The sequence below is a fragment of the Dehalococcoidales bacterium genome, assembly GCA_028716225.1.
Taxonomy (GTDB): Bacteria; Chloroflexota; Dehalococcoidia; order Dehalococcoidales; family UBA5760; genus UBA5760.
Genome location: JAQUQE010000011.1, coordinates 16,961 through 34,301 on the forward strand (window position 1 = coordinate 16,961; position 17,341 = coordinate 34,301).

The following is a 17,341-nucleotide window of genomic DNA, read 5'->3' on the forward strand; positions in this document are numbered from 1 at the left end:
CCTCCCGTTATTCCTTTAGTCGTCTTACATTGGTCGCGTAATTCTCGACCGGTATATTCGTGATATCCTCGGGCAAGAAGTACAGAAAGACCAGGTGGGCGTTGTTGGCCGCATGGTACTTGAGCCTGGCATAATATAGAAAATTCTTTACCGTCTGCTCCTTGGCTCCCATCTTTTCGGCGACCTCCCGGGCGGTCAGCCCATGGGCGGTATACCAAACAACCTCATGCTGCCTGGCGCTTAAATTAAGATGCTTTGTCATAAACCCTCCCTCTAAGGTTGATATTTGCACCATTCCTGCCACTTATCGTTGTCCCGGAGCTGCTCGCCGTCGACGCCGGGCAGGTGTTTGTAGCTGGCAAGCACATACTGGCCATGTATTCCTTTCCCATCCAGGAAGATAGTGCCGGCCTGCCCCTGTATCTGGTAGACATAGACCAGCTCATAGGTTCCGGTTTGTCCTCAACCTGGTCAAGAACGTCCGTCTCGACCGGGCCATCGAGCTGCTGTCTGATAACTGCCCGCAGATACTTGGGCGCCCGTTTGACCCGGAAGGTTCCTTTGCATGGACCGTCAATTAAGGTCAGCATACTTAGAACAGCACCTTAATTACTTCCCCGTCCGAGTCAAGAACAGTACCATCGTCAAGTTTTATCTTTACAGTACCGTAATCACCTGATAGATAACCATATTCTTCGTCCCACTCACTAGCCTCTATAGAAACAATCGTCCGACCAACAAGACACGCCTTGACTTCCTCAATTGTACGTTCGTGAATTTCTGGCATATCTACATCTCCTCTAATGTCAGCATTATTACCCTCAATCCTCTTCTGTAAAATTGATATTAGCTGTTTAATCTCAGATTCTTCTAGGTCGCAATATTTCATTCCAATAGTGAATTGGACACTTTTATTTCCATTCGGGCCAACAAAAGAATGAACTTGCATTCTGTCGGATTTGTCGTCAATCGTAGCAGGCATAAAATACTTTAATAGCTTTGACATCTACATCTCCTCAATAGCCCGGCCATTATCCGATTATCCTTGAAGACAGCCTCACCTTCCCCCCGATAGATTCAATGAAATTCTTTACCTTAACGGCACAATTCTCGCAAATGTGCGCTTCCCACACTTCGAGATCGCGTTCAGAGTCCCAACCCCAACGGGCACTGAACGTGGCATACTCATAATTACGGGCTTTTACAGGTCGGCACGAATCTCCACAGCAGTCACAGAGAATATCCTTGGTTACCATTGTTTGCACTAATTCTTCAGCTTGTAATATCATTACATCTCCTCGATCGCCTGGCCGTATTTCTCAAGAAATAGCTTTATTTTACTCGGGACATTCTCCATTTATGACGGTCCCAAAGGACATATCTCAGGTAATAGCAAACTATCTTCCAAACCAGTTCAGAGTGCCGGGTTGCAATATCGCCGGCCAACTCATCCAGAAACAGTTTTTTATCGTCTTCGGTAGCACAGTAGAAGGGGTTAGGGACTTTGGGTGGTTCGACATAAACAGACACCCCTTCTATGGTCTTTCCGGTATCGTTTGTAATCTTAAATTTCACATTAGTACCGGTGAATGACTCCACATTTGTAATATTGCACAGTACACAGCCCATATTTAACCTCACCCCAGCGTTATTTTTATTCCGTAATGGTGCTCAAAAGCCCGGCGCTTCACCTTAAAGACGGGAGTCTCTGCGCCTTTGAAATCCATAACTACCAGCTCCATTTTCCCACTGACCAGTTCACAATACACGGCGTCGGCGACATACATATTACCCCCTGGGAGCGGAAACCGGACCTGCAGCCGGAGTCCGAAGATCTTCTTGTGCTGCTCGGCCATGATAAGACCGGCCACGCCGGCCGCTTCGTGTCCGCTCTGGAATACCATGCCCTTCGCTTCTGTTTTGACGTTATGATACTTACTGGCCGGTACCGCGGGGACAATATCCTTAAGCTGAGGATTCCGGTCAACCGTATCCTGGGATAGCCAGTAGCCGCCTACGTACATGATTTAGTGCTCCCTTTCCCATTTCTCGATAGCGTCGGCAAGCGCCTTGCAGAACTCAGAGTATTCCCGTAATGATCCGGGGCTCCAATAGATGATCGCAGGTGGGTTAATAACATATCCCCACTTCCAGGATATCCAACACTTATAGCGGCCGCAGGAGACCTCGATCTCGTTTTTAAGACTGGTCATTTATCCCCTTAGCCTATGCATCGAAATGTTCAGAAGATTCCCGTTTTCGTCGGCTGTAAAATCTTCGAGGATCGCCAGGAAGGGGTTGCCCGGTAATCCGCTAAGGCAGCGTTCGTATTTGACTACGCCATGGATCTCAGCCCCATCCTCTTCCAGTGAAAGGATCTTGATGCTGGGTTTTAGCCCGGATTGTATCTTTTTAAGCGCTTTTACTTTCATTTTTCACCTCAAATAAGGAGTACGGCCAGTCACAAAGCAGCTCTTTCGCGAACCGGCAGCCCATACACCAGGTAGCGTCCGGATGGAAGAGAGGGCAGAAGAAGACTAATGTCATTTGCCTCTCCGGGTTCTATATTCAGGTCCCTCCATGGCAATTACCGTCCCTGGTACAAAACGTTTCAGACGGCTTCCGATCCGGCCTTCATCATCACCGGGCAGCTTATCTACTGACTTATTCGTGGTAACCATTAGCGGCAGCCAGTTTTCGTAACGGTAATTGATTATGGTTATAAGCCTCTCCTGTGCCCAAGGTGTAGGATTTTGGGCGCCCAGGTCATCCATAACCAGGAGCGGGACCTCACATAGCACTTTCATCCGTCCGGCCAGATTAAGGTCTTTATTGTTCATACACTCCCGGAGCCAGTCCAGTAGAGAGGGCACAAATACATATTTCGCCGGGTGGCCATGTTCAATCCATTGCCGGCACACGGCGATCGCCAGGTGTGATTTACCAAGGTCTTTAGTACCGCTCAATGTCAACCACTTAATCTTTTCGGACCCGGAAGCCAGTGCCTTTGCGGCATTTAAGGCTTGTTTAAGAGTTGGGTGATTACCCGGAATATAACTATCGAGGGTTTTGTCATCAGAGTGGCCCGGCAGTTCACAATACTGCATAAGCCACTCTTTTTTCTCGCGAGCAATCCGTTCTGCCTGGCATTCGCAGGGTACAATGTGAGAATAATCGATCTTCCCGTCTTTTAACTGGTAGACAAACCCATGGCCGCTACACTTAGGACAGATCGAGTTGCTGGGCTCCGTCAGCTCCCGCCCTTCGCTCTTCATCGGTTGTCTCCTCTCTTTCTTTGGTATTGAATCCCCTATTTTTTCTAGGTCTCCCATTATCAGCTTTCTCCTTTTGCATGATTCTCCTGGCCTTTGTCATCCAATTAAAAAGGGCTAATTTGGGTTTTTTCTGTTTCCGTCCTTCCCAGTAAAGTTGGTATTTTTCAAACTCTTCATCAAAGGATAAATCGCTAAACCGTTTTCGGAGATTTTCTTTGTACTGTGAAAAGCTGATTTTGCCGCCGTCTTCTATTGTAGATTCTATTGTATAGTTATATCTTTCTATTGTGTTTACCTCCCTAGGTAACGATTTCGTTACCTCGTTAGGTAACGCCCCGCGCGTTTGAGGTAACGATACGCGCGTTTGAGGTAACGATTTAGCGACATGCTCTTTGAGGCTATCGTTACCTAAATGGGTAACGGTTTCAGTCGTTACCTCACTAGGTAACAAAATTCCTTGAAAGTTAGACCCCATTTTTACTTTTTTCGTTACCTCGTTAGGTAACGATTTTAACCATTGAGAATAGTCTGTTTGCACCCCGTATTCTATGTTGTATCCAGTACTGGTGGTAAATATTATCTGTCTTGTCTCTAGCCTTTTTATGGCCCGTCCAATATGGGGCCTGGCCATCTCCGTTTCTTCTTGAAACTGGCTAAAGCTGATACGATCGGTCGCTTTTTGCCAGCCGAAGGTTTTCCGAACTATGAGCCAGAATATACGGCCTTCGTACCCTGAAAAGTTAGTCTTGACGACAGCAGCCAACAGCTCTGAAGGAACACCGGTAAACGAGTTTCCATTCTTATTTTTCTCCATCAGGACCCTCCCTGACAGGATGGAATAATATATTTAACCAGGGCTTCGAGCGTGCCATGCGTGCCCCCTTTATTCTTCTTGAATTAGATCCCAGTCTGCTAACAGGTTCGCAACCTTTTGCACCTTATCATCCGGAATTTCACTGAGCTTGGTAACCGGGGTGTCGAGGACCTCGTTAATCTTTGAGAGTAGCCGCTCGACCGGCCAGATCCGCGTCTTTTTATCGGCCTTCATCTTCTTATTTAGCTTGGTAGCAAGAGAATTAATCATGCCCCGGGTGTCGGCAATCGCCTTTTTCTGGTCCTCTTCGGACATCGTTATTTCCCCGTCCGCCTGGTTGCCGAAGAGCCCTTCCTCAAGAGGGTCACCGGTATTTTGTCCCGATTTGGAGACTACCGTCTTTGCAGTCGAATCAATAACCTGTGACCCTGGGGGCTTATTACGGGTATCGGGAGCCTTTTTTACGGCGACCTCAGTTTTTTTCTTGGGCTCGACCACTTTATATTCGGCTTCGATGAGTTTTTGTGCTTCCTTAACACCGGCTGACCGCTGTATCCATTCGCTGGTCATGTCGAGCATCTTCTGGCGCCATTCCGGGAAGTTCTCACGGACCCAACGTTTGATCGCCCGGATCCGGGCCTGGTTACCTGGTAGTTTTGCGGAGACAACCCTTCTACTGTCAGCTTCTTTTTGGTCGGCTTTAGTAAACCAGCCATAAGACGGGGAATCTTCCCTGGTGCCGGACTTTCGCTTTCCCAGCGCCACCCATACCCAGGCTTCACCATCTGCACAGAGGTCTAGAGCCTGGCGCTTTGCGATCTTCTCGATATCCGCAAGAGACCGGTCTTTAAGGTGGGGAAGGGAAAGCAAATAGTCCTGCAGGGGCATGGTCCGCGGTGGTCCGTCCCATTCTTCCGGATCGGCCCGCTGAGCCCCAGAGAGGTACCCATCTTCGGTAATAACTTCGACTACGACCGCGTGGGTAGTACCCTTACCGAAAACAACGGGTACTATTTCAGGTTGCCCCATAAGTGGTTCTAACCCAAGTCGGTAGCAGTCCATAAGAAACAAGGCAGCCGAAGGGGGATCTAGCCCAATATCTGGATATTTTGCCATCAGTGAGGCCATATTCTGCTGAAAGTCTTCTGCCGTGGTACCTCTGGGCATCATGCGCTTGTTAATCTGGTCGACAATGACGCCGGCCCTGGTAGCCTCTACCCGCTGCAGTTGGGTATATGACTGGCGCTCAATGAACCCATGATGGGTCCTATCCAGGCACCCGACCTCGATAGTCTTTTTATCCGGGTTGGTATGGATGGTTAGTTGGCCGCCGCACTGTGAACACAGATTATCAGCGGCGACCTTTTTCATTTCCTCGTATTGTTCAGGTTTTATGGTATCCTGTGCATATTCCACTATCCGCCTCCTCTGCGTGTAAGTGTTTTATTAACTGTTTATATCTCCGTTACATCAAGCGTCAAAGGTTTCCGTGGGACGACTTTTTGCTTGGAGGCCTTAGAAATAGAGATTACGATATCCCCTTCCAAAATATCCTTCCCGATGCGTGCTTCCAGCTCGCCGTCGTCTTTGACGTAGAAAGCGGAAAAGGGTAAATCGCTAGCCAATCCTCTCGTTTCTCTCAAAACTACGTAATCCAAAGTTGTTATCCTCCCGTTTCCTTTTTACTCTCCAAATATTTCCACCGGCAGCGGATATGAATATAGTCCGGGTGCTTGAGCCACCCCAGGCCGCCACCGGCGCGAGTCACTGCACAGCAGTGCTCCCCCACTGCTATATCTCCATCCCCCATCTTACAGGGACGCGTCTTACGAGCCTTATGCGAGGTGAAAATCCACCCCGCTTCGGCTTCAAAATTAGTCTTCTTCTCCATTCCCGAATCCCATATCCCCATCATCCGGGAACATTCGCCCCTGCTTTTCAAAGTCGGTCGCTGGCCGGGGCGGGCCAAGCCGCTCATTGGTATCCTGCCGGATCTCTTCGACGGTTTCCCCATCGCCAAGCATTTCGATGGCCACGTCGACGGTTCGCTCTTCCAGACCGGTCAGTACCGTATTGGAAAGGTTAGTCCATTCTTTCTCAAGAGCCCCCATTTCATTTTTCAAGTCTCTTTTGATCTCGGCCTGGTGAACTCTTTCAGCGGCTATGCGTCCGTTGATTTCGGCCAGTTTAATGGAACGGTCATGCAGCTCTTCCGGGGTTAAGATACAGGGCAGGAGTCTTTGCTGCATACCTACGCGGTGAGCGGTACCGGGTTCCGGTCCCTGATCGGATCCGGGAGGGGGTGGCGGTAATCCTGGGTTGGTCCCGGAATCATCATCCTGGGGTTTCAGAATTGAGTTCTTAACCCTCTCGTCGAATTCTTCCCTGGTCTCTTTTTTCTTAGGTAACTTTGATTTTGCCAATGTAAAACCTCCTTACTTTACTCTCCGGTTAAAATAACCTCTTTTATAGAGTGCATACGCTAGTTTGGCTTCGTGTATAGCGTCGTGTCCGGCCCTGTGTTTTTCTTCAAAAGGTGTCTCCGGAAAGAACCAGTTGTACGCTTCGCTGAATTTAGGGTATTTCCAGTCGCCGTACCTGCCCGGCAACTTGAGAATATCCTTTGTCGTCAGCATGAGGCATGGCCAGGTATGACCCGCTCTTACTCCATGCTTATAAAGCACCTGCAGGTCGAAGCTGAGATTAAAAGCAGTGATCGGACCAAAAGAAAGATATGCCTCGATCCCCGTCTTGATATCCGTAAATTTAGGAGCTGTTCGGATAAACTCGGGATCTAAGCCGCAATGGTTCATAAACCAGCAATTAGTCCAGGTCTCCGGTCCGGGCGGGCAGATGAGAGTATCGAACAAGAGCTCAATCTTTCCGGTCTCCAGATCGAGACTTGCCATTCCGATCTCAAGAATATTTGCGAGCTGTGGCTTAACGTTATCGGTTTCGGTGTCGACTATGAATATCTTCATGGTTCAAACCTCATTCCCGGCCTGCGCTTCTCAAGCGGTATCGCCCGCTGCGGCCGGAATCCGGATTTATCCTTTTTGCCCTGGGTCCCCGGCCGGAACTTTCCCTTGCCCTTAACTTTGGCGTGATAAGAGTTTTTCACTAAAAGCCCTCGATTAAGCTCTTAATCTGGACTAGCTTCTCCGCTCGTATTTGTTCCTGCTCTACAATCCATCTCATAATTTTTTGTGAGATTTCGAACAAGTCTTTATGAGTTTCGATCCGATAATCGATAGCTTCTTTACTATGCTGTTTTATCCCTTCTACAAATAGTCCCGGCCTTTCTAAATTTTTATGTGTGTACCCGTAAAGAGAATCGGCATACCAGTTGGTGAATTTTGGCTTGCCTGTATGAGAGTCTCCCCATACCAGAATATCAACAAAGCGAATCCACCTGAACCAGTTATCATTACCGAGCTCATCCGTTGGCGTTCCGTAGCACACTAGTTTTTCAAAGTTATTTTCCATTTCGCTCCTTACTATCTTGGCGGGCCGCCGTAAGACCTCTGAATAATTCTGTATGCTTCATTCAGGCGAGCCATCATTTCGGCGTTGCCGCCTTTGTCCGGGTGGTAGCTCTGCGCTTTGGCTTTATAAACCCGGTCGACCAGATCGGGCGGGTCACCGCGGGTAACCCCGAGGAAGTCAAAAGCATCTTCCAGATCTTCTTTATTCGCCCGCTCGCTAGTTACCTGGTCAGCTTGCACGATATCTGTGGTAAAAGTAAGGTTCTGGTACTGAATGCCCTTATTCTCGGCAATCCGGATGCGGTCGAGGAAAAGAAAAATATTACGCAGGTTGAGAGATCTGGTGGCCAGGTTGTAGGATGAAACTGTCTGCCACTGTCTTTGGTGCAGGTACCGGACAGAGACCCCCGGCAGCCGGCGCTTTGTGGCGCCAACTATCTCTTCCTGCCAGATAATCTCATACTGGCCTTTATCGACTCCCCACCGGTAGAACATATCCCGGATGTCCTTTCGACTTCTTTCAGAATCAACTCCTGCCATTTCTTCCCTCCAACGGTATGTATAGGTCTCGAGCTGCTTTTAATGTGCCCGGTAGTTTGGTCATAGGGCCGGCGCCGCGCGCGTCCCACCAACCGATTTTGCACGTATCGCAGACGAAGAGGGTCATTCCCGGAATGTCACCAGGTTGCTTCGGGATCCGGTGCACCCCTTTCGAAGCCTTATGAACCGGGCACCTTTTGGATTCAGGCCAATCAAAATTAACCATCTATTAATCCTCGACGGTGTAAACTACCTTGATTCTTTGGTGATTAGTCCGGCCACATATTTTCCTTTAGGAACCTTGACCACAGCGACCGCAACCGGATCCTCACCTGGTTGGTGGGCCCGGACTTCGACCACACAATCTCTTTCGGTGTCCAGCAGTACGGGGTTAAACCGGATTTCCCCTTCGACCGGGGGCCTCCCGTTAATCATCAGCGTTTCCGGTACCGTAACCATGACGCCGGCGCCGGCGTCCTCTTTATGTTCCGGAACAATGACGACTTCGACTGCCATGCCGGAGCTGATTAGCTTTTCGATCTGTTTAATATTTTTAGCTGTTAGTTCCAAAGATCTCACCCCTTCCGGTCAATTAAGACCTTGTTATTTTTAATGGAAACCTTGATCTCTCCGGCCTCGATGGAATCCAGGAGCCCGGTAGCAACCCGGATATTTTCCGCCCACCGGACCAGTATATCGATGTCACCCTGGGATACGTCGGGTTGATTCTCCATAAGCCGGGCGATTAACATCGCTTGTTCTCTAGCTGTTAGTGGTGTGTTTGCAAGTGCCATATCATTCCTCTACGTGGTGAAAAATATTATTCAAAACCGAAAAGGCCGCTTGCAGAAGGCCGTTAGTATAGCCGGCTTGCCATGCTTCCCATTTATCATTAGGGACCGATACCCCACTGGCCTCGTCGACAATATCCTTTGGGTACGGGTTTCCCTTTACGGTTGTTTTTCCTGCACTCACAATAATCTCCTATTTTTTATTCCCTGAACAGGTACCGGTGCCCGACCTTAAACTCTTTCATATAGCGATGGCCCAATTACCCTTTTTTCTCTGTTCGTTCTCTTTCCGCTGGAGTAGATCGCCCCGGTGCTGTTGTTCCATCAGTTTTCTTTGGCTTTTGCTTAACCGATTTCTTTTTGAACGGCGCTCCTTTGCACTTTTCGAGTTTGACATGACTCTACTTACCTGCTGCCAGCTTGAGAATGTCCTGCTCGAGCTGGGTGATACGATCTTGAATTGCTTTTAGGTCTACAAGATCGGTCTCTTTAATGTCTTCCTGAATTATTCCCCTTATGGCACTGCTCAGGGTCAAGTAATAACCTATAGTTTCCCAGTGCTCTCTCCCCATAAGAGTTGTATGCCTTTTTTGGATAACTATGTTGTAAGGAATACTGGCGATCCGGTATTTCTGACCGACAGGTATGCCCCTACGTGGCACCAGAGCCACATTCTTTGCCCTTCCTGGCGGTGTAACAACCCTTCCCCTACCAATTCCCTTACCCGACAATGTTAGGGGCTCCGTACGACGTTCTACGCTATTGGTTGAGTCTGTAGCTTCTGGCATAGCATTTTCTCCTGACTTTATCATTCGGTGTTTTTACTCCGACGTTTCTTCGCTTTTAAGTAGATGGTAATGTTGTTATCACCAAACGTAGGGCGTGGAAGCCACGGGTTTTAACCCGTGAAGGAAACGCCCTTTCCTCCTTTCTGTTATTGTGAATGTCGTTGTTATATGGTATACTAACAACATGAGCAGAGAATACAAACATGACGCCCATCGAGTCCATCTCGTGCTATACCATCTGATTTGGTGCCCCAAACGCCGGAAGGCGGTGTTGACTGGCAACGTAGCAATAAGGCTGGACCAGATACTGCATGATGTAGCGGCAAGCCATAATTGGAACATTGAACGTCTGGCTATCCAGCCTGACCATCTACACCTGTTTATCCAGGGCGATAGTATAACGCCGGCACATGAAATGGTACGGCTCTTGAAGGGACGCTCTGCACACGACCTCCGTAAGGAATTCCCTACTCTGCTACGGTTGCCCAGCCTATGGACACGGTCATATTTCTGTGCTACTGCCGGGAATGTATCCGCCCAGGCGATTGAACGATATATCGAAGCCCAGAAGGGAACGTAATGAAGCAGACCTTGATGATAAAGCTCGCTCCAACTAAAGAGCAGCACCAAGCGTTGCTTACCACGATGGAAACGTTCAACGTAGCCTGTACTTACGTTGCCGATGTGGCCTTTAATAACAAGATATTCGGTAAGTATCGCCTTCAGAAGTCGGTATATACAGTTCTTCGTGATGAGTTCAATCTCTCGGCACAGATGGCGATCAGGGCTATCGCCAAAGTTTCCGAGGGCTATAAAGCGGATAAGAAATCCCAGCACGTAATCAAGCCTCATTCGGCGGTTGTCTATGACCAGCGCATCCTCTCCTGGAAGGGCCGAGACATGGTTTCTATCCTTACTCTTCAAGGGAGACAGATGATCCCTGTCAGAGTCGGGGATTATCAAGAGGGTCATATGGATCGCCGTGTCAAGCAAACCGACCTGGTTCTCCAAAAAGGTGTCTTCTACCTGGCCGTGATTGTAGATATCCCTGAACCGGCCACCGATCTGGCAACCGGAAGCATGGGGGTTGATTTGGGTGTAACCAACCTGGCGGTCGATAACGACGGCCAGTTCTATTCGGGTGAAGATGTCGATAAGGTCAGGGAAAACATCGATGCCCTGAAGGCTGATCTCCAAAGCAAGGGCACCAAGTCGGCTAAGCGGCATCTCAGGAAACTCGGTGGCCGGGAGTCCCGCTTCCGGCGTTCGGTCAATCATCGAATCAGTAAAAAACTTGTGGCTAAGGCTAAAGACACGCATCGCTGTATCAGTCTCGAAGACCTCTCCGGTATCGGCGACAGCACGGTTCGACACAGCCAGAGGCGTAGACACAAGTCGTGGGCGTTCAATCAGCTCCGTACCTTCATCGAATACAAAGCTAAGATCGCCGGGGTTATGGTACGGTTGGTCAATCCTCGGAACACTTCCCGGGAATGCCCCCAGTGCCATCATATTTCTAAATCCAATCGCCGTTCTCAATCGCTATTCCTCTGCCAGCACTGCGGCTATAGCCTCCATGCCGACGTTGTTGGCGCTATCAATATCTCTCGTAAGGCATCCGTCAACGTGCCTATCGTCTCGCCTGGCCTCAATTGGGGCTGGGCAGGGACAAGCTCGCCGGCTTTAGCCGTGAGTGGTTGACCTTCAATGAGTCGAATAATGGAGTCGTAGGGTGTGAAACCAGAGGCTTGTATAGTTAAATTAACATCGCCAGCGGGTAAGTTATTAATCATAAAATAGCCATTATTATTGGTCGATGTTGCAATCTGAGAAGTCGAAATAGAGGCATGACTCAGAGAAGAAAGAGTTTTCTTATCTAAAACTTGACCAGTTAATGTTGCTAGATTTACTACTTTTTGAGGCATGTCTCCTCCATATTGACACCGGAGGAGGGTCATGCTAAATTATGAGCTAATCGTTCGCTTTTTATTTAGACCCTCGCGGCGCCTGGCTCCGGTTCAACCCACCGGAGCCAATTAATTTTCACCCTCTGGTTCAAGTCTTTGCTTCCTGATATTGTCTAGCTCTGTTTTGGGAATGTAGATAGTGCCCCCGATTTTAACCGCCTTGATCTTATCCTTATCGATCCACCGGTATAGAGTGGGACGGGGTACTCCAGTTTCTTGCGAAGCCTGGTCAACGCTCAATAAATCCTCGGTATTGATCTCAATTACGCCCATTATCACGGCCTCCTGTAGTAGACCGGACAATCTTATCACGACAAAAAAGAAAAAGTCAAGCCCTAATTTACCCTCTTCTTTTCCTGCTTTCGGGACTCATCCCCAACTTTGCCATTCTTTGGGCCTTGTCGATCAGGTAGATTGCTTCTGCCGGTGTAAGTACGAAACCTGGCGGCATGGGGGCGAAGGGATCGGCCCGCTGGACCTCCGGACGGATCTTGCTCAAGTCGATGTTGTCTGTCACGAAAAGACCTCCTACCAAAATATCAGTTGTATTATATTAAAAGCGACCGGGAAAACAGCAATGGGGACAAAATAGAACATCCACTTGGGCCTGTTCATCCAGACCAGCATCAGCGGGATTAACCCTACTACCAGCCACTTGGTCAATATGGTGATCGCCCAGCTCCCGGACATGAGATAGACGGGGTTGAGCTCAGTCGCCCCTAACCTGGTACTAAAAAAGGTTGTAATGCTATCAGTGGCATTGAGCCCGATCCACAATCCGAGGGAGACAGCGGCGACTTTGGAATTTAGCATTTTAGCCTCCAAATTTACTGAAGTATTTGCTTCCAATCGTCTGATTCGCATTTGGGGCAGATATCTTTTGCGTAATAGCCATCTACGGGTAATTCCTCTAGGCTGGCTTCGTATTCATGGCTGCAATGCGTGCATAGTAATTTTACTATTGTCTGCAAGATTCCCCTCCTTTTTTCTTTTTTCTGCTATCTCATCCCACCGGGCGGCAAGGTATTGCAGAAAAGTCCTCCGGTCGACGCCCTTTTCCTGGCATATTAGGATTAGCGGCTCAAGACTCAGTTTGTTGTCGGTTTGTACTTCGCTCAAATCAAGTCTCCTTTGGTGTAATTTAGTTTACTTTGGTGCACTAAGGTGTAAAAAAGTCACCTAAATTGGCGGCCCCGGACACCGGAAGGAAATGATAAGGGGTCTCAAACCAAACCTTCCGGGCCGGTGCCATGTTAAGAGGGGTAGCGCCCGCCACTTGTCGAGGGCGGACAGGCGCATCCCCTGAAGGAGAAGTCCGGGGCACAGGTATCCCCGCTTTACCCGCCGTTATACCGGTTGGTCACTTAGTCTATCACAGGCAACTAAATCCCTCTTAGCAAGGGCCGGTACTGTAGCGGCAGCCGACAGTGATCGACTGGCTCGCCTGTGCCCCGATTGAGTTTCTATGCGTCCTCGTCAAATAGGTTGGGGAAAAACCCCAAAGCTCCCTCTCTCTCACCTGGAGATAATCCGTAATTTGCATAGCCAGCTTTTTCTAGTAAAAACTGTTTGGCTTCTTCGTCTGATATCAAATGGAAATTGGATTCCGTGCCTTGCCACATTGACCAGGAGTAAGTGTAGAAATAGAGTTTGCCCGATCTGGCCTTATGGGCGTACAGGTCGACGCCGGAAGTGTACCGGGTGCCCGTATTGGGCGGATTGTGTGGCGCATCGAATAGACAAGCGTCGGTGTCGATATTGATAGCGACCTTTTTGTTCTCGGGAGTCATTAAAATGTGTACCATTTTAGCCCTCCGTTCCCTACCTGGCTGGACTCGCTCAGGGATTACGGGAAGGTATTGACAACAATTTTGAAGTATTATACGATGTGCTCACTTAATTCGATACAAATTTTTAATAAACAGTGATTGGCGCCACAAGAAGGCCCGGGCTATACTGCAGTAACCCGGGCCAAACTCGTTTTAGTTCTGTCTGTGGCACAGCGGGCAGGTCAGCCGATGGGTCGCTTCGTCTCCGAAGTCAGCAACCACTTTCAGGGCTTTCATGATCTGTCTGGTATTGCCCCTCTCTATCAGATGAGAGGTCGCGTAGGTTATCAGATTTTGCATGTCCCAGGCATTCTCCGGAGGCTGTTCTATCGCTCTTGCCCTGATTGCCTCTGCAACCGACCCGGTGATTCCAGAGTCTTTGATTAAGGCTTCCAGCATTCGGGCCCGTTCCTCTGGGGGGACTTTTTCATCGACCAGCTTTTTCCAGCCGGAGACCACCTTATCGAAAGAGTTGTAAGCTCTCCTGATGGACTGCCGGAAGAATTGCCAAACGCTGTCGCCCTCGCCCCCGCCACCCGTAAATTCAGAAAGGACAGTATTCGATGTGAGTCCATTGGTACAGACTAGCCTCACGGCATACGACTGGACAAAAGGCCGGGTTATTCCCATTGGCGAGAACCTCAGCAGCACTCCGGCTTTAACGAGATCCCCCCGCGGGATGTGAGTTCCGTCCGGGGCAATAACGGGAGCGGTTTCGGTGCCGGCTACTTCAAGCGAGACAGTCTGCTTATCGATCATTACCCGCATGTATTCTTCTACCGGTATGGTCTTTTCCAGCAGGTCTAGTAAGTGATCGGGTTCCACTGTGCGTCGAGTCCCAAAGGGTACCAGTGAGGTGATCTTATCGTCTTTGACGACCATGGAGTATGAACCATGCCCCTGCAGGAGCTCGGATAGGGCTTTCGAAAAAGTCTCCGGACTCAGTTTTCCAGCGAGTCCCAAGGGAAGGCCAGCGAATTCCATCAGCGACCGCTTATCGGCCACGTCGATTGCCGGGGATCCCCGACCCGGTCGGAGCTGGACCATATCCGGTGTTACCAGTATCCGGGTACCGCTGGAATCTTTGACGTCCCTGATTTTGCCCTCTACCAGAGGTTCGATAGTTTTAAGTACGGTTTCTCTTTTCATTTCGTTGCGACTAACTCCTTTTTACTTTGATTTTAATAACCATTTTGAATATAATACTGTAATGCCTGCTAAAAATAGCTTAGAGGTTGTTTGCTCATATTGCGGATCTGTTTTTTCACGCCCTCCTTCTTTACTTGAAGGTAAAAAACTCCATTTCTGTAATAATAAGTGCAGATCTCTTTATCAAGATCATAAGGTTCCAACCAGGTGTAAGGGCTGCGGCATTGTGATTTACGTTCAGCAATTCTTTTATTCTCATGGACAGTCCCATTTTTGTAGCCGTGAATGCTACGATAAACATAGGACAGAAGGGTCAAGATACATATCGTGTGATTACTGTGGAAAGATCACTTACCGGAAACCCTCTTTTGCTTTAAAACTTAAACATCATTTCTGTTCAAAACAGTGTTGGAGAAGATGGTTACACTTTTTTAGGGTACGAAATCTAAACTTTAACTGGCGAGGTGGAAAAGCCTATTATTATGGTCCAAATTGGGAATATCAGTCCCAATTAGCAAGGGAGAGGGACCATACTACATGTCAGCGTTGTGGGAAGAAACCAAATGGCCGCAAACTTGATGTTCACCACAAGAGGGCTTTTAGATTCTTTGGGTTGAAGAATTACATCGAAGCCAATGACTTGTCAAACTTGATTACCCTTTGTAGAGTATGCCATCCCCAATCTGAGGATGATAGACCATCCGTTACCCGCTCACGCAGCAACGTGCCCGTTCTCGAAAATACGACTCAGTTCGTCACACCACCAGCTCGGCAAATTATTGGTCAACAGTCCGAACCTCAACCTGCTGGTATCCATAACATAGCCACTTCTTAATTTCTGCCTGTCAGTTGGGATATTGGCGAAAACCTCGATAGCTCTTCTGGTGAACATCTGCATTTCGCTCCGTTCAAACATGGCGTGAGCCTGGGTAGGCTCTTTCCATATTACTCTTTGAGCCTCCATTACTACATTTCTGTCGAGTTTCGAGGAGTGGTGAGCTATGAAAATGATGAGCTGTTCTCTTTGACCTGATACACCAATTAGATTATCGAGTGTAACTGCTTCACCCGATTGAGTCCTTCGTGCATGAGCGGTCTGTGAGGCTTCATCGACAACTATTACCGCCTTTTTAGGTAAATCTTTGAGGGATGTGACAACAGAAATCCACGAAGGAAGCAGCCTTCGTTTAGGCTTTTCAAGTTGGAACGGTAAGAACAAACACCCGGGTAAGTCGCGTTTAGAGTGGAGGTAGTCCATTATTTCGAATGCTAACCCCGTTTTACCTTTCCTACGATCTCCCATAATAACCACTGTGCCAGGGAAAGGTATCTCTTTCGATATTGTTGTAATTTCAGGTTTTGAAAGAATAGCCCGAGCGAATTGCTCGTCTTTATTCCTTTCCCACTTTTTAAGTCTTTCAGTCCATGAAACTGCTGGTACCAATAATCCTTACCCCCTTATCCTTTTTTTGCCCCTACTAAGCATATCGATTGAGGTCGATTTATCGTTGCAACGAGTTTTTGACGCTATTTCTCAAGAAATGCTAGTACCTCTTAGGTTTTAAGACGACAGTGACTTTCGTCTCTTTTGGTATCCATGCCTTGTTTTTAATGACCATCGAGGCGGTATTGTGCTTCGGCTTCTGGAAGTATCCCTTAATCTCCCCGTCCGGTCCTTTCCGGTTTATCCTCAGTATCGCCTCAACTTCCAGGTGTCCGTTGGACCGGATCAGAGTATCCGGCTGAGGCATGAGCTCGATGAGCTGCCGGAGCTGCTTGGAGCCAACCGTAATGTCTCCGAATTCAACGGCGTCGCCCATTTTAAGGGCCTTGATGAGCGACTCGTTGAGAAAGACCCACCCGCCGTCTTTTTTCTTGCCCCACGGGCGTTGTATGGTACGCTTCAAATTCCACCCCCTTTTTAGTTAATATGGGCCTGAACGTATTCAAAACCGTACAGCCAGTCCATTTCGTAGATATTAGAGGCGGCCAGGAAGATGTTAGGTACCAGCCGGCAGAGGTCGGGATCGACCAGGGCGTTGCCAAAATGGTCAGGATAGATGGAGTCGTTATTATCCAGTTGGTCTTCCATGATTTTCCCTCGCTTGCCGCTTTTCTTCCCGGTGCTGATTCCAAAGACCCTCGACGAAAGCGACCGTAAAACCGAAGGTCAAGCACACGATGATACCTGCCATTATCCAAAACCACGTTGGGATTTTCATACTGGATTCTCCCTCCTTACTTTGACATCTTTTGCTCCATCCAGAAAAGCATCAGCTTCTTCTTGGTCGTTGATATCAAGCTCTTTGTAACACTCTGGACAGGAAAATGTATTATCGGAATACTCTGTATTCTTCTCGTGGAAATTGCCCCCTTGACTATAATCTCCACTTTCTGAAGCTGTTACGTGATAATTGAGGTAATCAATCTCTTTTTTACAGCTAGGACACTTCGGCACTTTGCACCCCCTTTGCGACTTTGACGATAGCCTCTCCGAATTTCAGGGCGTCTTCTCTCGATAGATGCAACTGGATTGGTTCGCTGCCGGCAGGGCGCCTACTGGATACCTCAATGAAAATCAGGTCTTCAATTACACTGGAGTCCCAAATTAGCGAATGATGTGGCGTAAACCACCCATTCCGGCCTCGCGCCTTATTGTCCTTGTTTGAGAATTGTACCTGAGCATCAAGTGACATAATCACC

Annotated in this window: 36 protein-coding genes; 2 read left to right on the forward strand and 34 right to left on the reverse strand. The window is 48.5% G+C overall.

Annotated features, from left to right (window positions below):
- Positions 1–7 precede the first annotated feature (7 nt).
- The 22 genes from PHI12_07475 to PHI12_07580 form a co-directional block, all read right to left on the reverse strand.
- On the reverse strand, positions 8–262 hold the full coding sequence (locus tag PHI12_07475) for a LuxR C-terminal-related transcriptional regulator (protein MDD5510631.1): 255 nt from the start codon (positions 260–262) through the stop codon (positions 8–10).
- Positions 246–590 (reverse strand): hypothetical protein, encoded by a 345-nt coding sequence (locus PHI12_07480; protein ID MDD5510632.1) that lies wholly within the window; start codon positions 588–590, stop codon positions 246–248. The genes PHI12_07475 and PHI12_07480 overlap by 17 nt, the downstream gene beginning before the upstream one ends.
- A gap of 2 nt (positions 591–592) precedes the next feature.
- Positions 593–1,006: a hypothetical protein gene (locus PHI12_07485; GenBank protein ID MDD5510633.1), complete on the reverse strand. Its 414-nt coding sequence runs from the start codon at positions 1,004–1,006 to the stop codon at positions 593–595.
- A gap of 25 nt (positions 1,007–1,031) precedes the next feature.
- Positions 1,032–1,289 carry a hypothetical protein gene (locus PHI12_07490; protein MDD5510634.1) on the reverse strand — a complete coding sequence of 86 codons (258 nt, stop codon included), beginning with the start codon at positions 1,287–1,289 and terminating at the stop codon, positions 1,032–1,034.
- Positions 1,290–1,332: 43 nt separating this feature from the next.
- The gene (locus tag PHI12_07495) at positions 1,333–1,629 is read right to left on the reverse strand and encodes a hypothetical protein (GenBank protein MDD5510635.1); all 297 of its coding nucleotides are present in this window, start codon (positions 1,627–1,629) and stop codon (positions 1,333–1,335) included.
- A gap of 8 nt (positions 1,630–1,637) precedes the next feature.
- Positions 1,638–2,024 carry a DUF1064 domain-containing protein gene (locus PHI12_07500; GenBank protein ID MDD5510636.1) on the reverse strand — a complete coding sequence of 129 codons (387 nt, stop codon included), beginning with the start codon at positions 2,022–2,024 and terminating at the stop codon, positions 1,638–1,640.
- 3 nt (positions 2,025–2,027) lie between these two features.
- A complete protein-coding gene (locus PHI12_07505) occupies positions 2,028–2,213 on the reverse strand; it encodes a hypothetical protein (protein MDD5510637.1) in 186 nt (61 codons plus the stop codon).
- Entirely contained in the window at positions 2,214–2,432 is a 219-nt protein-coding gene (locus PHI12_07510) for a hypothetical protein (protein ID MDD5510638.1), read from the reverse strand.
- Positions 2,433–2,543: 111 nt separating this feature from the next.
- Positions 2,544–3,275 (reverse strand): ATP-binding protein, encoded by a 732-nt coding sequence (locus PHI12_07515; protein ID MDD5510639.1) that lies wholly within the window; start codon positions 3,273–3,275, stop codon positions 2,544–2,546.
- A complete protein-coding gene (locus tag PHI12_07520; GenBank protein MDD5510640.1) occupies positions 3,223–4,089 on the reverse strand; it encodes a replication protein in 867 nt (288 codons plus the stop codon). Before PHI12_07520 ends, PHI12_07515 begins: the two co-directional genes overlap by 53 nt.
- A gap of 69 nt (positions 4,090–4,158) precedes the next feature.
- Positions 4,159–5,505: a hypothetical protein gene (locus PHI12_07525; protein ID MDD5510641.1), complete on the reverse strand. Its 1,347-nt coding sequence runs from the start codon at positions 5,503–5,505 to the stop codon at positions 4,159–4,161.
- 38 nt (positions 5,506–5,543) lie between these two features.
- A complete protein-coding gene (locus PHI12_07530) occupies positions 5,544–5,747 on the reverse strand; it encodes a hypothetical protein (protein ID MDD5510642.1) in 204 nt (67 codons plus the stop codon).
- Positions 5,748–5,752: 5 nt separating this feature from the next.
- A complete protein-coding gene (locus PHI12_07535) occupies positions 5,753–5,980 on the reverse strand; it encodes a hypothetical protein (protein ID MDD5510643.1) in 228 nt (75 codons plus the stop codon).
- Complete coding sequence (locus PHI12_07540) at positions 5,964–6,512, reverse strand: hypothetical protein (protein MDD5510644.1); 549 nt, start codon at positions 6,510–6,512, stop codon at positions 5,964–5,966. The genes PHI12_07535 and PHI12_07540 overlap by 17 nt, the downstream gene beginning before the upstream one ends.
- 12 nt (positions 6,513–6,524) lie before the next feature.
- On the reverse strand, positions 6,525–7,070 hold the full coding sequence (locus PHI12_07545; GenBank protein MDD5510645.1) for a 3'-5' exonuclease: 546 nt from the start codon (positions 7,068–7,070) through the stop codon (positions 6,525–6,527).
- Positions 7,067–7,210: a hypothetical protein gene (locus tag PHI12_07550; GenBank protein ID MDD5510646.1), complete on the reverse strand. Its 144-nt coding sequence runs from the start codon at positions 7,208–7,210 to the stop codon at positions 7,067–7,069. Before PHI12_07550 ends, PHI12_07545 begins: the two co-directional genes overlap by 4 nt.
- The gene (locus PHI12_07555) at positions 7,210–7,575 is read right to left on the reverse strand and encodes a hypothetical protein (GenBank protein ID MDD5510647.1); all 366 of its coding nucleotides are present in this window, start codon (positions 7,573–7,575) and stop codon (positions 7,210–7,212) included. The genes PHI12_07550 and PHI12_07555 overlap by 1 nt, the downstream gene beginning before the upstream one ends.
- Positions 7,576–7,586: 11 nt before the next feature.
- Positions 7,587–8,114, reverse strand: coding sequence for a J domain-containing protein (locus tag PHI12_07560; protein MDD5510648.1), 528 nt, complete (start codon positions 8,112–8,114; stop codon positions 7,587–7,589).
- A 249-nt stretch (positions 8,115–8,363) separates the two neighbouring features.
- Positions 8,364–8,684 (reverse strand): hypothetical protein, encoded by a 321-nt coding sequence (locus PHI12_07565; protein MDD5510649.1) that lies wholly within the window; start codon positions 8,682–8,684, stop codon positions 8,364–8,366.
- Between the two features lie 5 nt (positions 8,685–8,689).
- Positions 8,690–8,908: a hypothetical protein gene (locus PHI12_07570; protein MDD5510650.1), complete on the reverse strand. Its 219-nt coding sequence runs from the start codon at positions 8,906–8,908 to the stop codon at positions 8,690–8,692.
- A 1-nt stretch (position 8,909) separates the two neighbouring features.
- A complete protein-coding gene (locus tag PHI12_07575; GenBank protein MDD5510651.1) occupies positions 8,910–9,089 on the reverse strand; it encodes a hypothetical protein in 180 nt (59 codons plus the stop codon).
- Between the two features lie 217 nt (positions 9,090–9,306).
- Positions 9,307–9,693, reverse strand: a complete 387-nt coding sequence (locus PHI12_07580) for a hypothetical protein (protein ID MDD5510652.1) — start codon at positions 9,691–9,693, stop codon at positions 9,307–9,309.
- Positions 9,694–9,877: 184 nt separating this feature from the next.
- On the opposite strand from PHI12_07580, the gene tnpA reads away from it, so the two are divergent.
- Both tnpA and PHI12_07590 read left to right on the forward strand, forming a co-directional pair.
- On the forward strand, positions 9,878–10,273 hold the full coding sequence (tnpA, locus tag PHI12_07585) for an IS200/IS605 family transposase (GenBank protein ID MDD5510653.1): 396 nt from the start codon (positions 9,878–9,880) through the stop codon (positions 10,271–10,273).
- Positions 10,273–11,394 carry a transposase gene (locus PHI12_07590; protein ID MDD5510654.1) on the forward strand — a complete coding sequence of 374 codons (1,122 nt, stop codon included), beginning with the start codon at positions 10,273–10,275 and terminating at the stop codon, positions 11,392–11,394. The genes tnpA and PHI12_07590 overlap by 1 nt, the downstream gene beginning before the upstream one ends.
- Positions 11,395–11,729: 335 nt before the next feature.
- Here PHI12_07590 and PHI12_07595 read toward each other — a convergent pair whose 3' ends face one another.
- The 12 genes from PHI12_07595 to PHI12_07650 form a co-directional block, all read right to left on the reverse strand.
- Positions 11,730–11,933, reverse strand: a complete 204-nt coding sequence (locus PHI12_07595) for a helix-turn-helix domain-containing protein (protein MDD5510655.1) — start codon at positions 11,931–11,933, stop codon at positions 11,730–11,732.
- 67 nt (positions 11,934–12,000) lie between these two features.
- Positions 12,001–12,177, reverse strand: a complete 177-nt coding sequence (locus tag PHI12_07600) for a hypothetical protein (protein ID MDD5510656.1) — start codon at positions 12,175–12,177, stop codon at positions 12,001–12,003.
- Between the two features lie 11 nt (positions 12,178–12,188).
- Positions 12,189–12,473: a DUF5658 family protein gene (locus PHI12_07605; protein ID MDD5510657.1), complete on the reverse strand. Its 285-nt coding sequence runs from the start codon at positions 12,471–12,473 to the stop codon at positions 12,189–12,191.
- Between the two features lie 114 nt (positions 12,474–12,587).
- Positions 12,588–12,779, reverse strand: a complete 192-nt coding sequence (locus PHI12_07610; protein MDD5510658.1) for a hypothetical protein — start codon at positions 12,777–12,779, stop codon at positions 12,588–12,590.
- 344 nt (positions 12,780–13,123) lie between these two features.
- Positions 13,124–13,465, reverse strand: a complete 342-nt coding sequence (locus PHI12_07615) for a hypothetical protein (GenBank protein MDD5510659.1) — start codon at positions 13,463–13,465, stop codon at positions 13,124–13,126.
- Positions 13,466–13,642: 177 nt separating this feature from the next.
- Complete coding sequence (locus PHI12_07620; protein MDD5510660.1) at positions 13,643–14,638, reverse strand: hypothetical protein; 996 nt, start codon at positions 14,636–14,638, stop codon at positions 13,643–13,645.
- A gap of 712 nt (positions 14,639–15,350) precedes the next feature.
- The gene (locus PHI12_07625) at positions 15,351–16,082 is read right to left on the reverse strand and encodes a hypothetical protein (protein MDD5510661.1); all 732 of its coding nucleotides are present in this window, start codon (positions 16,080–16,082) and stop codon (positions 15,351–15,353) included.
- A 100-nt stretch (positions 16,083–16,182) separates the two neighbouring features.
- Positions 16,183–16,545, reverse strand: coding sequence for a hypothetical protein (locus PHI12_07630; protein MDD5510662.1), 363 nt, complete (start codon positions 16,543–16,545; stop codon positions 16,183–16,185).
- Between the two features lie 14 nt (positions 16,546–16,559).
- A complete protein-coding gene (locus PHI12_07635) occupies positions 16,560–16,730 on the reverse strand; it encodes a hypothetical protein (protein ID MDD5510663.1) in 171 nt (56 codons plus the stop codon).
- The gene (locus PHI12_07640; protein MDD5510664.1) at positions 16,711–16,860 is read right to left on the reverse strand and encodes a hypothetical protein; all 150 of its coding nucleotides are present in this window, start codon (positions 16,858–16,860) and stop codon (positions 16,711–16,713) included. The genes PHI12_07635 and PHI12_07640 overlap by 20 nt, the downstream gene beginning before the upstream one ends.
- A complete protein-coding gene (locus PHI12_07645; GenBank protein ID MDD5510665.1) occupies positions 16,857–17,096 on the reverse strand; it encodes a hypothetical protein in 240 nt (79 codons plus the stop codon). The genes PHI12_07640 and PHI12_07645 overlap by 4 nt, the downstream gene beginning before the upstream one ends.
- Positions 17,080–17,334: a hypothetical protein gene (locus PHI12_07650; GenBank protein ID MDD5510666.1), complete on the reverse strand. Its 255-nt coding sequence runs from the start codon at positions 17,332–17,334 to the stop codon at positions 17,080–17,082. Before PHI12_07650 ends, PHI12_07645 begins: the two co-directional genes overlap by 17 nt.
- Between the last annotated feature and the right edge of the window lie 7 nt (positions 17,335–17,341).

What these genes read in the sequence shown, in the direction of transcription:
- PHI12_07520 (MDD5510640.1), bottom strand. Translation starts at nt 4,089, where the DNA reads ATGGAGAAAAATAAGAATGGAAACTCGTTTACCGGTGTTCCTTCAGAG.
- PHI12_07480 (MDD5510632.1), bottom strand. Translation starts at nt 590, where the DNA reads ATGCTGACCTTAATTGACGGTCCATGCAAAGGAACCTTCCGGGTCAAA.
- PHI12_07500 (MDD5510636.1), bottom strand. Translation starts at nt 2,024, where the DNA reads ATGTACGTAGGCGGCTACTGGCTATCCCAGGATACGGTTGACCGGAAT.
- PHI12_07580 (MDD5510652.1), bottom strand. Translation starts at nt 9,693, where the DNA reads ATGCCAGAAGCTACAGACTCAACCAATAGCGTAGAACGTCGTACGGAG.
- PHI12_07650 (MDD5510666.1), bottom strand. Translation starts at nt 17,334, where the DNA reads ATGTCACTTGATGCTCAGGTACAATTCTCAAACAAGGACAATAAGGCG.
- PHI12_07640 (MDD5510664.1), bottom strand. Translation starts at nt 16,860, where the DNA reads ATGAAAATCCCAACGTGGTTTTGGATAATGGCAGGTATCATCGTGTGC.
- PHI12_07605 (MDD5510657.1), bottom strand. Translation starts at nt 12,473, where the DNA reads ATGCTAAATTCCAAAGTCGCCGCTGTCTCCCTCGGATTGTGGATCGGG.
- PHI12_07475 (MDD5510631.1), bottom strand. Translation starts at nt 262, where the DNA reads ATGACAAAGCATCTTAATTTAAGCGCCAGGCAGCATGAGGTTGTTTGG.
- PHI12_07535 (MDD5510643.1), bottom strand. Translation starts at nt 5,980, where the DNA reads ATGGAGAAGAAGACTAATTTTGAAGCCGAAGCGGGGTGGATTTTCACC.
- PHI12_07560 (MDD5510648.1), bottom strand. Translation starts at nt 8,114, where the DNA reads ATGGCAGGAGTTGATTCTGAAAGAAGTCGAAAGGACATCCGGGATATG.
- PHI12_07485 (MDD5510633.1), bottom strand. Translation starts at nt 1,006, where the DNA reads ATGTCAAAGCTATTAAAGTATTTTATGCCTGCTACGATTGACGACAAA.
- PHI12_07635 (MDD5510663.1), bottom strand. Translation starts at nt 16,730, where the DNA reads ATGGAAGACCAACTGGATAATAACGACTCCATCTATCCTGACCATTTT.
- PHI12_07595 (MDD5510655.1), bottom strand. Translation starts at nt 11,933, where the DNA reads ATGGGCGTAATTGAGATCAATACCGAGGATTTATTGAGCGTTGACCAG.
- PHI12_07495 (MDD5510635.1), bottom strand. Translation starts at nt 1,629, where the DNA reads ATGGGCTGTGTACTGTGCAATATTACAAATGTGGAGTCATTCACCGGT.
- PHI12_07555 (MDD5510647.1), bottom strand. Translation starts at nt 7,575, where the DNA reads ATGGAAAATAACTTTGAAAAACTAGTGTGCTACGGAACGCCAACGGAT.
- PHI12_07620 (MDD5510660.1), bottom strand. Translation starts at nt 14,638, where the DNA reads ATGAAAAGAGAAACCGTACTTAAAACTATCGAACCTCTGGTAGAGGGC.
- tnpA (MDD5510653.1), top strand. Translation starts at nt 9,878, where the DNA reads ATGAGCAGAGAATACAAACATGACGCCCATCGAGTCCATCTCGTGCTA.
- PHI12_07505 (MDD5510637.1), bottom strand. Translation starts at nt 2,213, where the DNA reads ATGACCAGTCTTAAAAACGAGATCGAGGTCTCCTGCGGCCGCTATAAG.
- PHI12_07570 (MDD5510650.1), bottom strand. Translation starts at nt 8,908, where the DNA reads ATGGCACTTGCAAACACACCACTAACAGCTAGAGAACAAGCGATGTTA.
- PHI12_07615 (MDD5510659.1), bottom strand. Translation starts at nt 13,465, where the DNA reads ATGGTACACATTTTAATGACTCCCGAGAACAAAAAGGTCGCTATCAAT.
- PHI12_07545 (MDD5510645.1), bottom strand. Translation starts at nt 7,070, where the DNA reads ATGAAGATATTCATAGTCGACACCGAAACCGATAACGTTAAGCCACAG.
- PHI12_07490 (MDD5510634.1), bottom strand. Translation starts at nt 1,289, where the DNA reads ATGATATTACAAGCTGAAGAATTAGTGCAAACAATGGTAACCAAGGAT.
- PHI12_07515 (MDD5510639.1), bottom strand. Translation starts at nt 3,275, where the DNA reads ATGAAGAGCGAAGGGCGGGAGCTGACGGAGCCCAGCAACTCGATCTGT.
- PHI12_07590 (MDD5510654.1), top strand. Translation starts at nt 10,273, where the DNA reads ATGAAGCAGACCTTGATGATAAAGCTCGCTCCAACTAAAGAGCAGCAC.
- PHI12_07510 (MDD5510638.1), bottom strand. Translation starts at nt 2,432, where the DNA reads ATGAAAGTAAAAGCGCTTAAAAAGATACAATCCGGGCTAAAACCCAGC.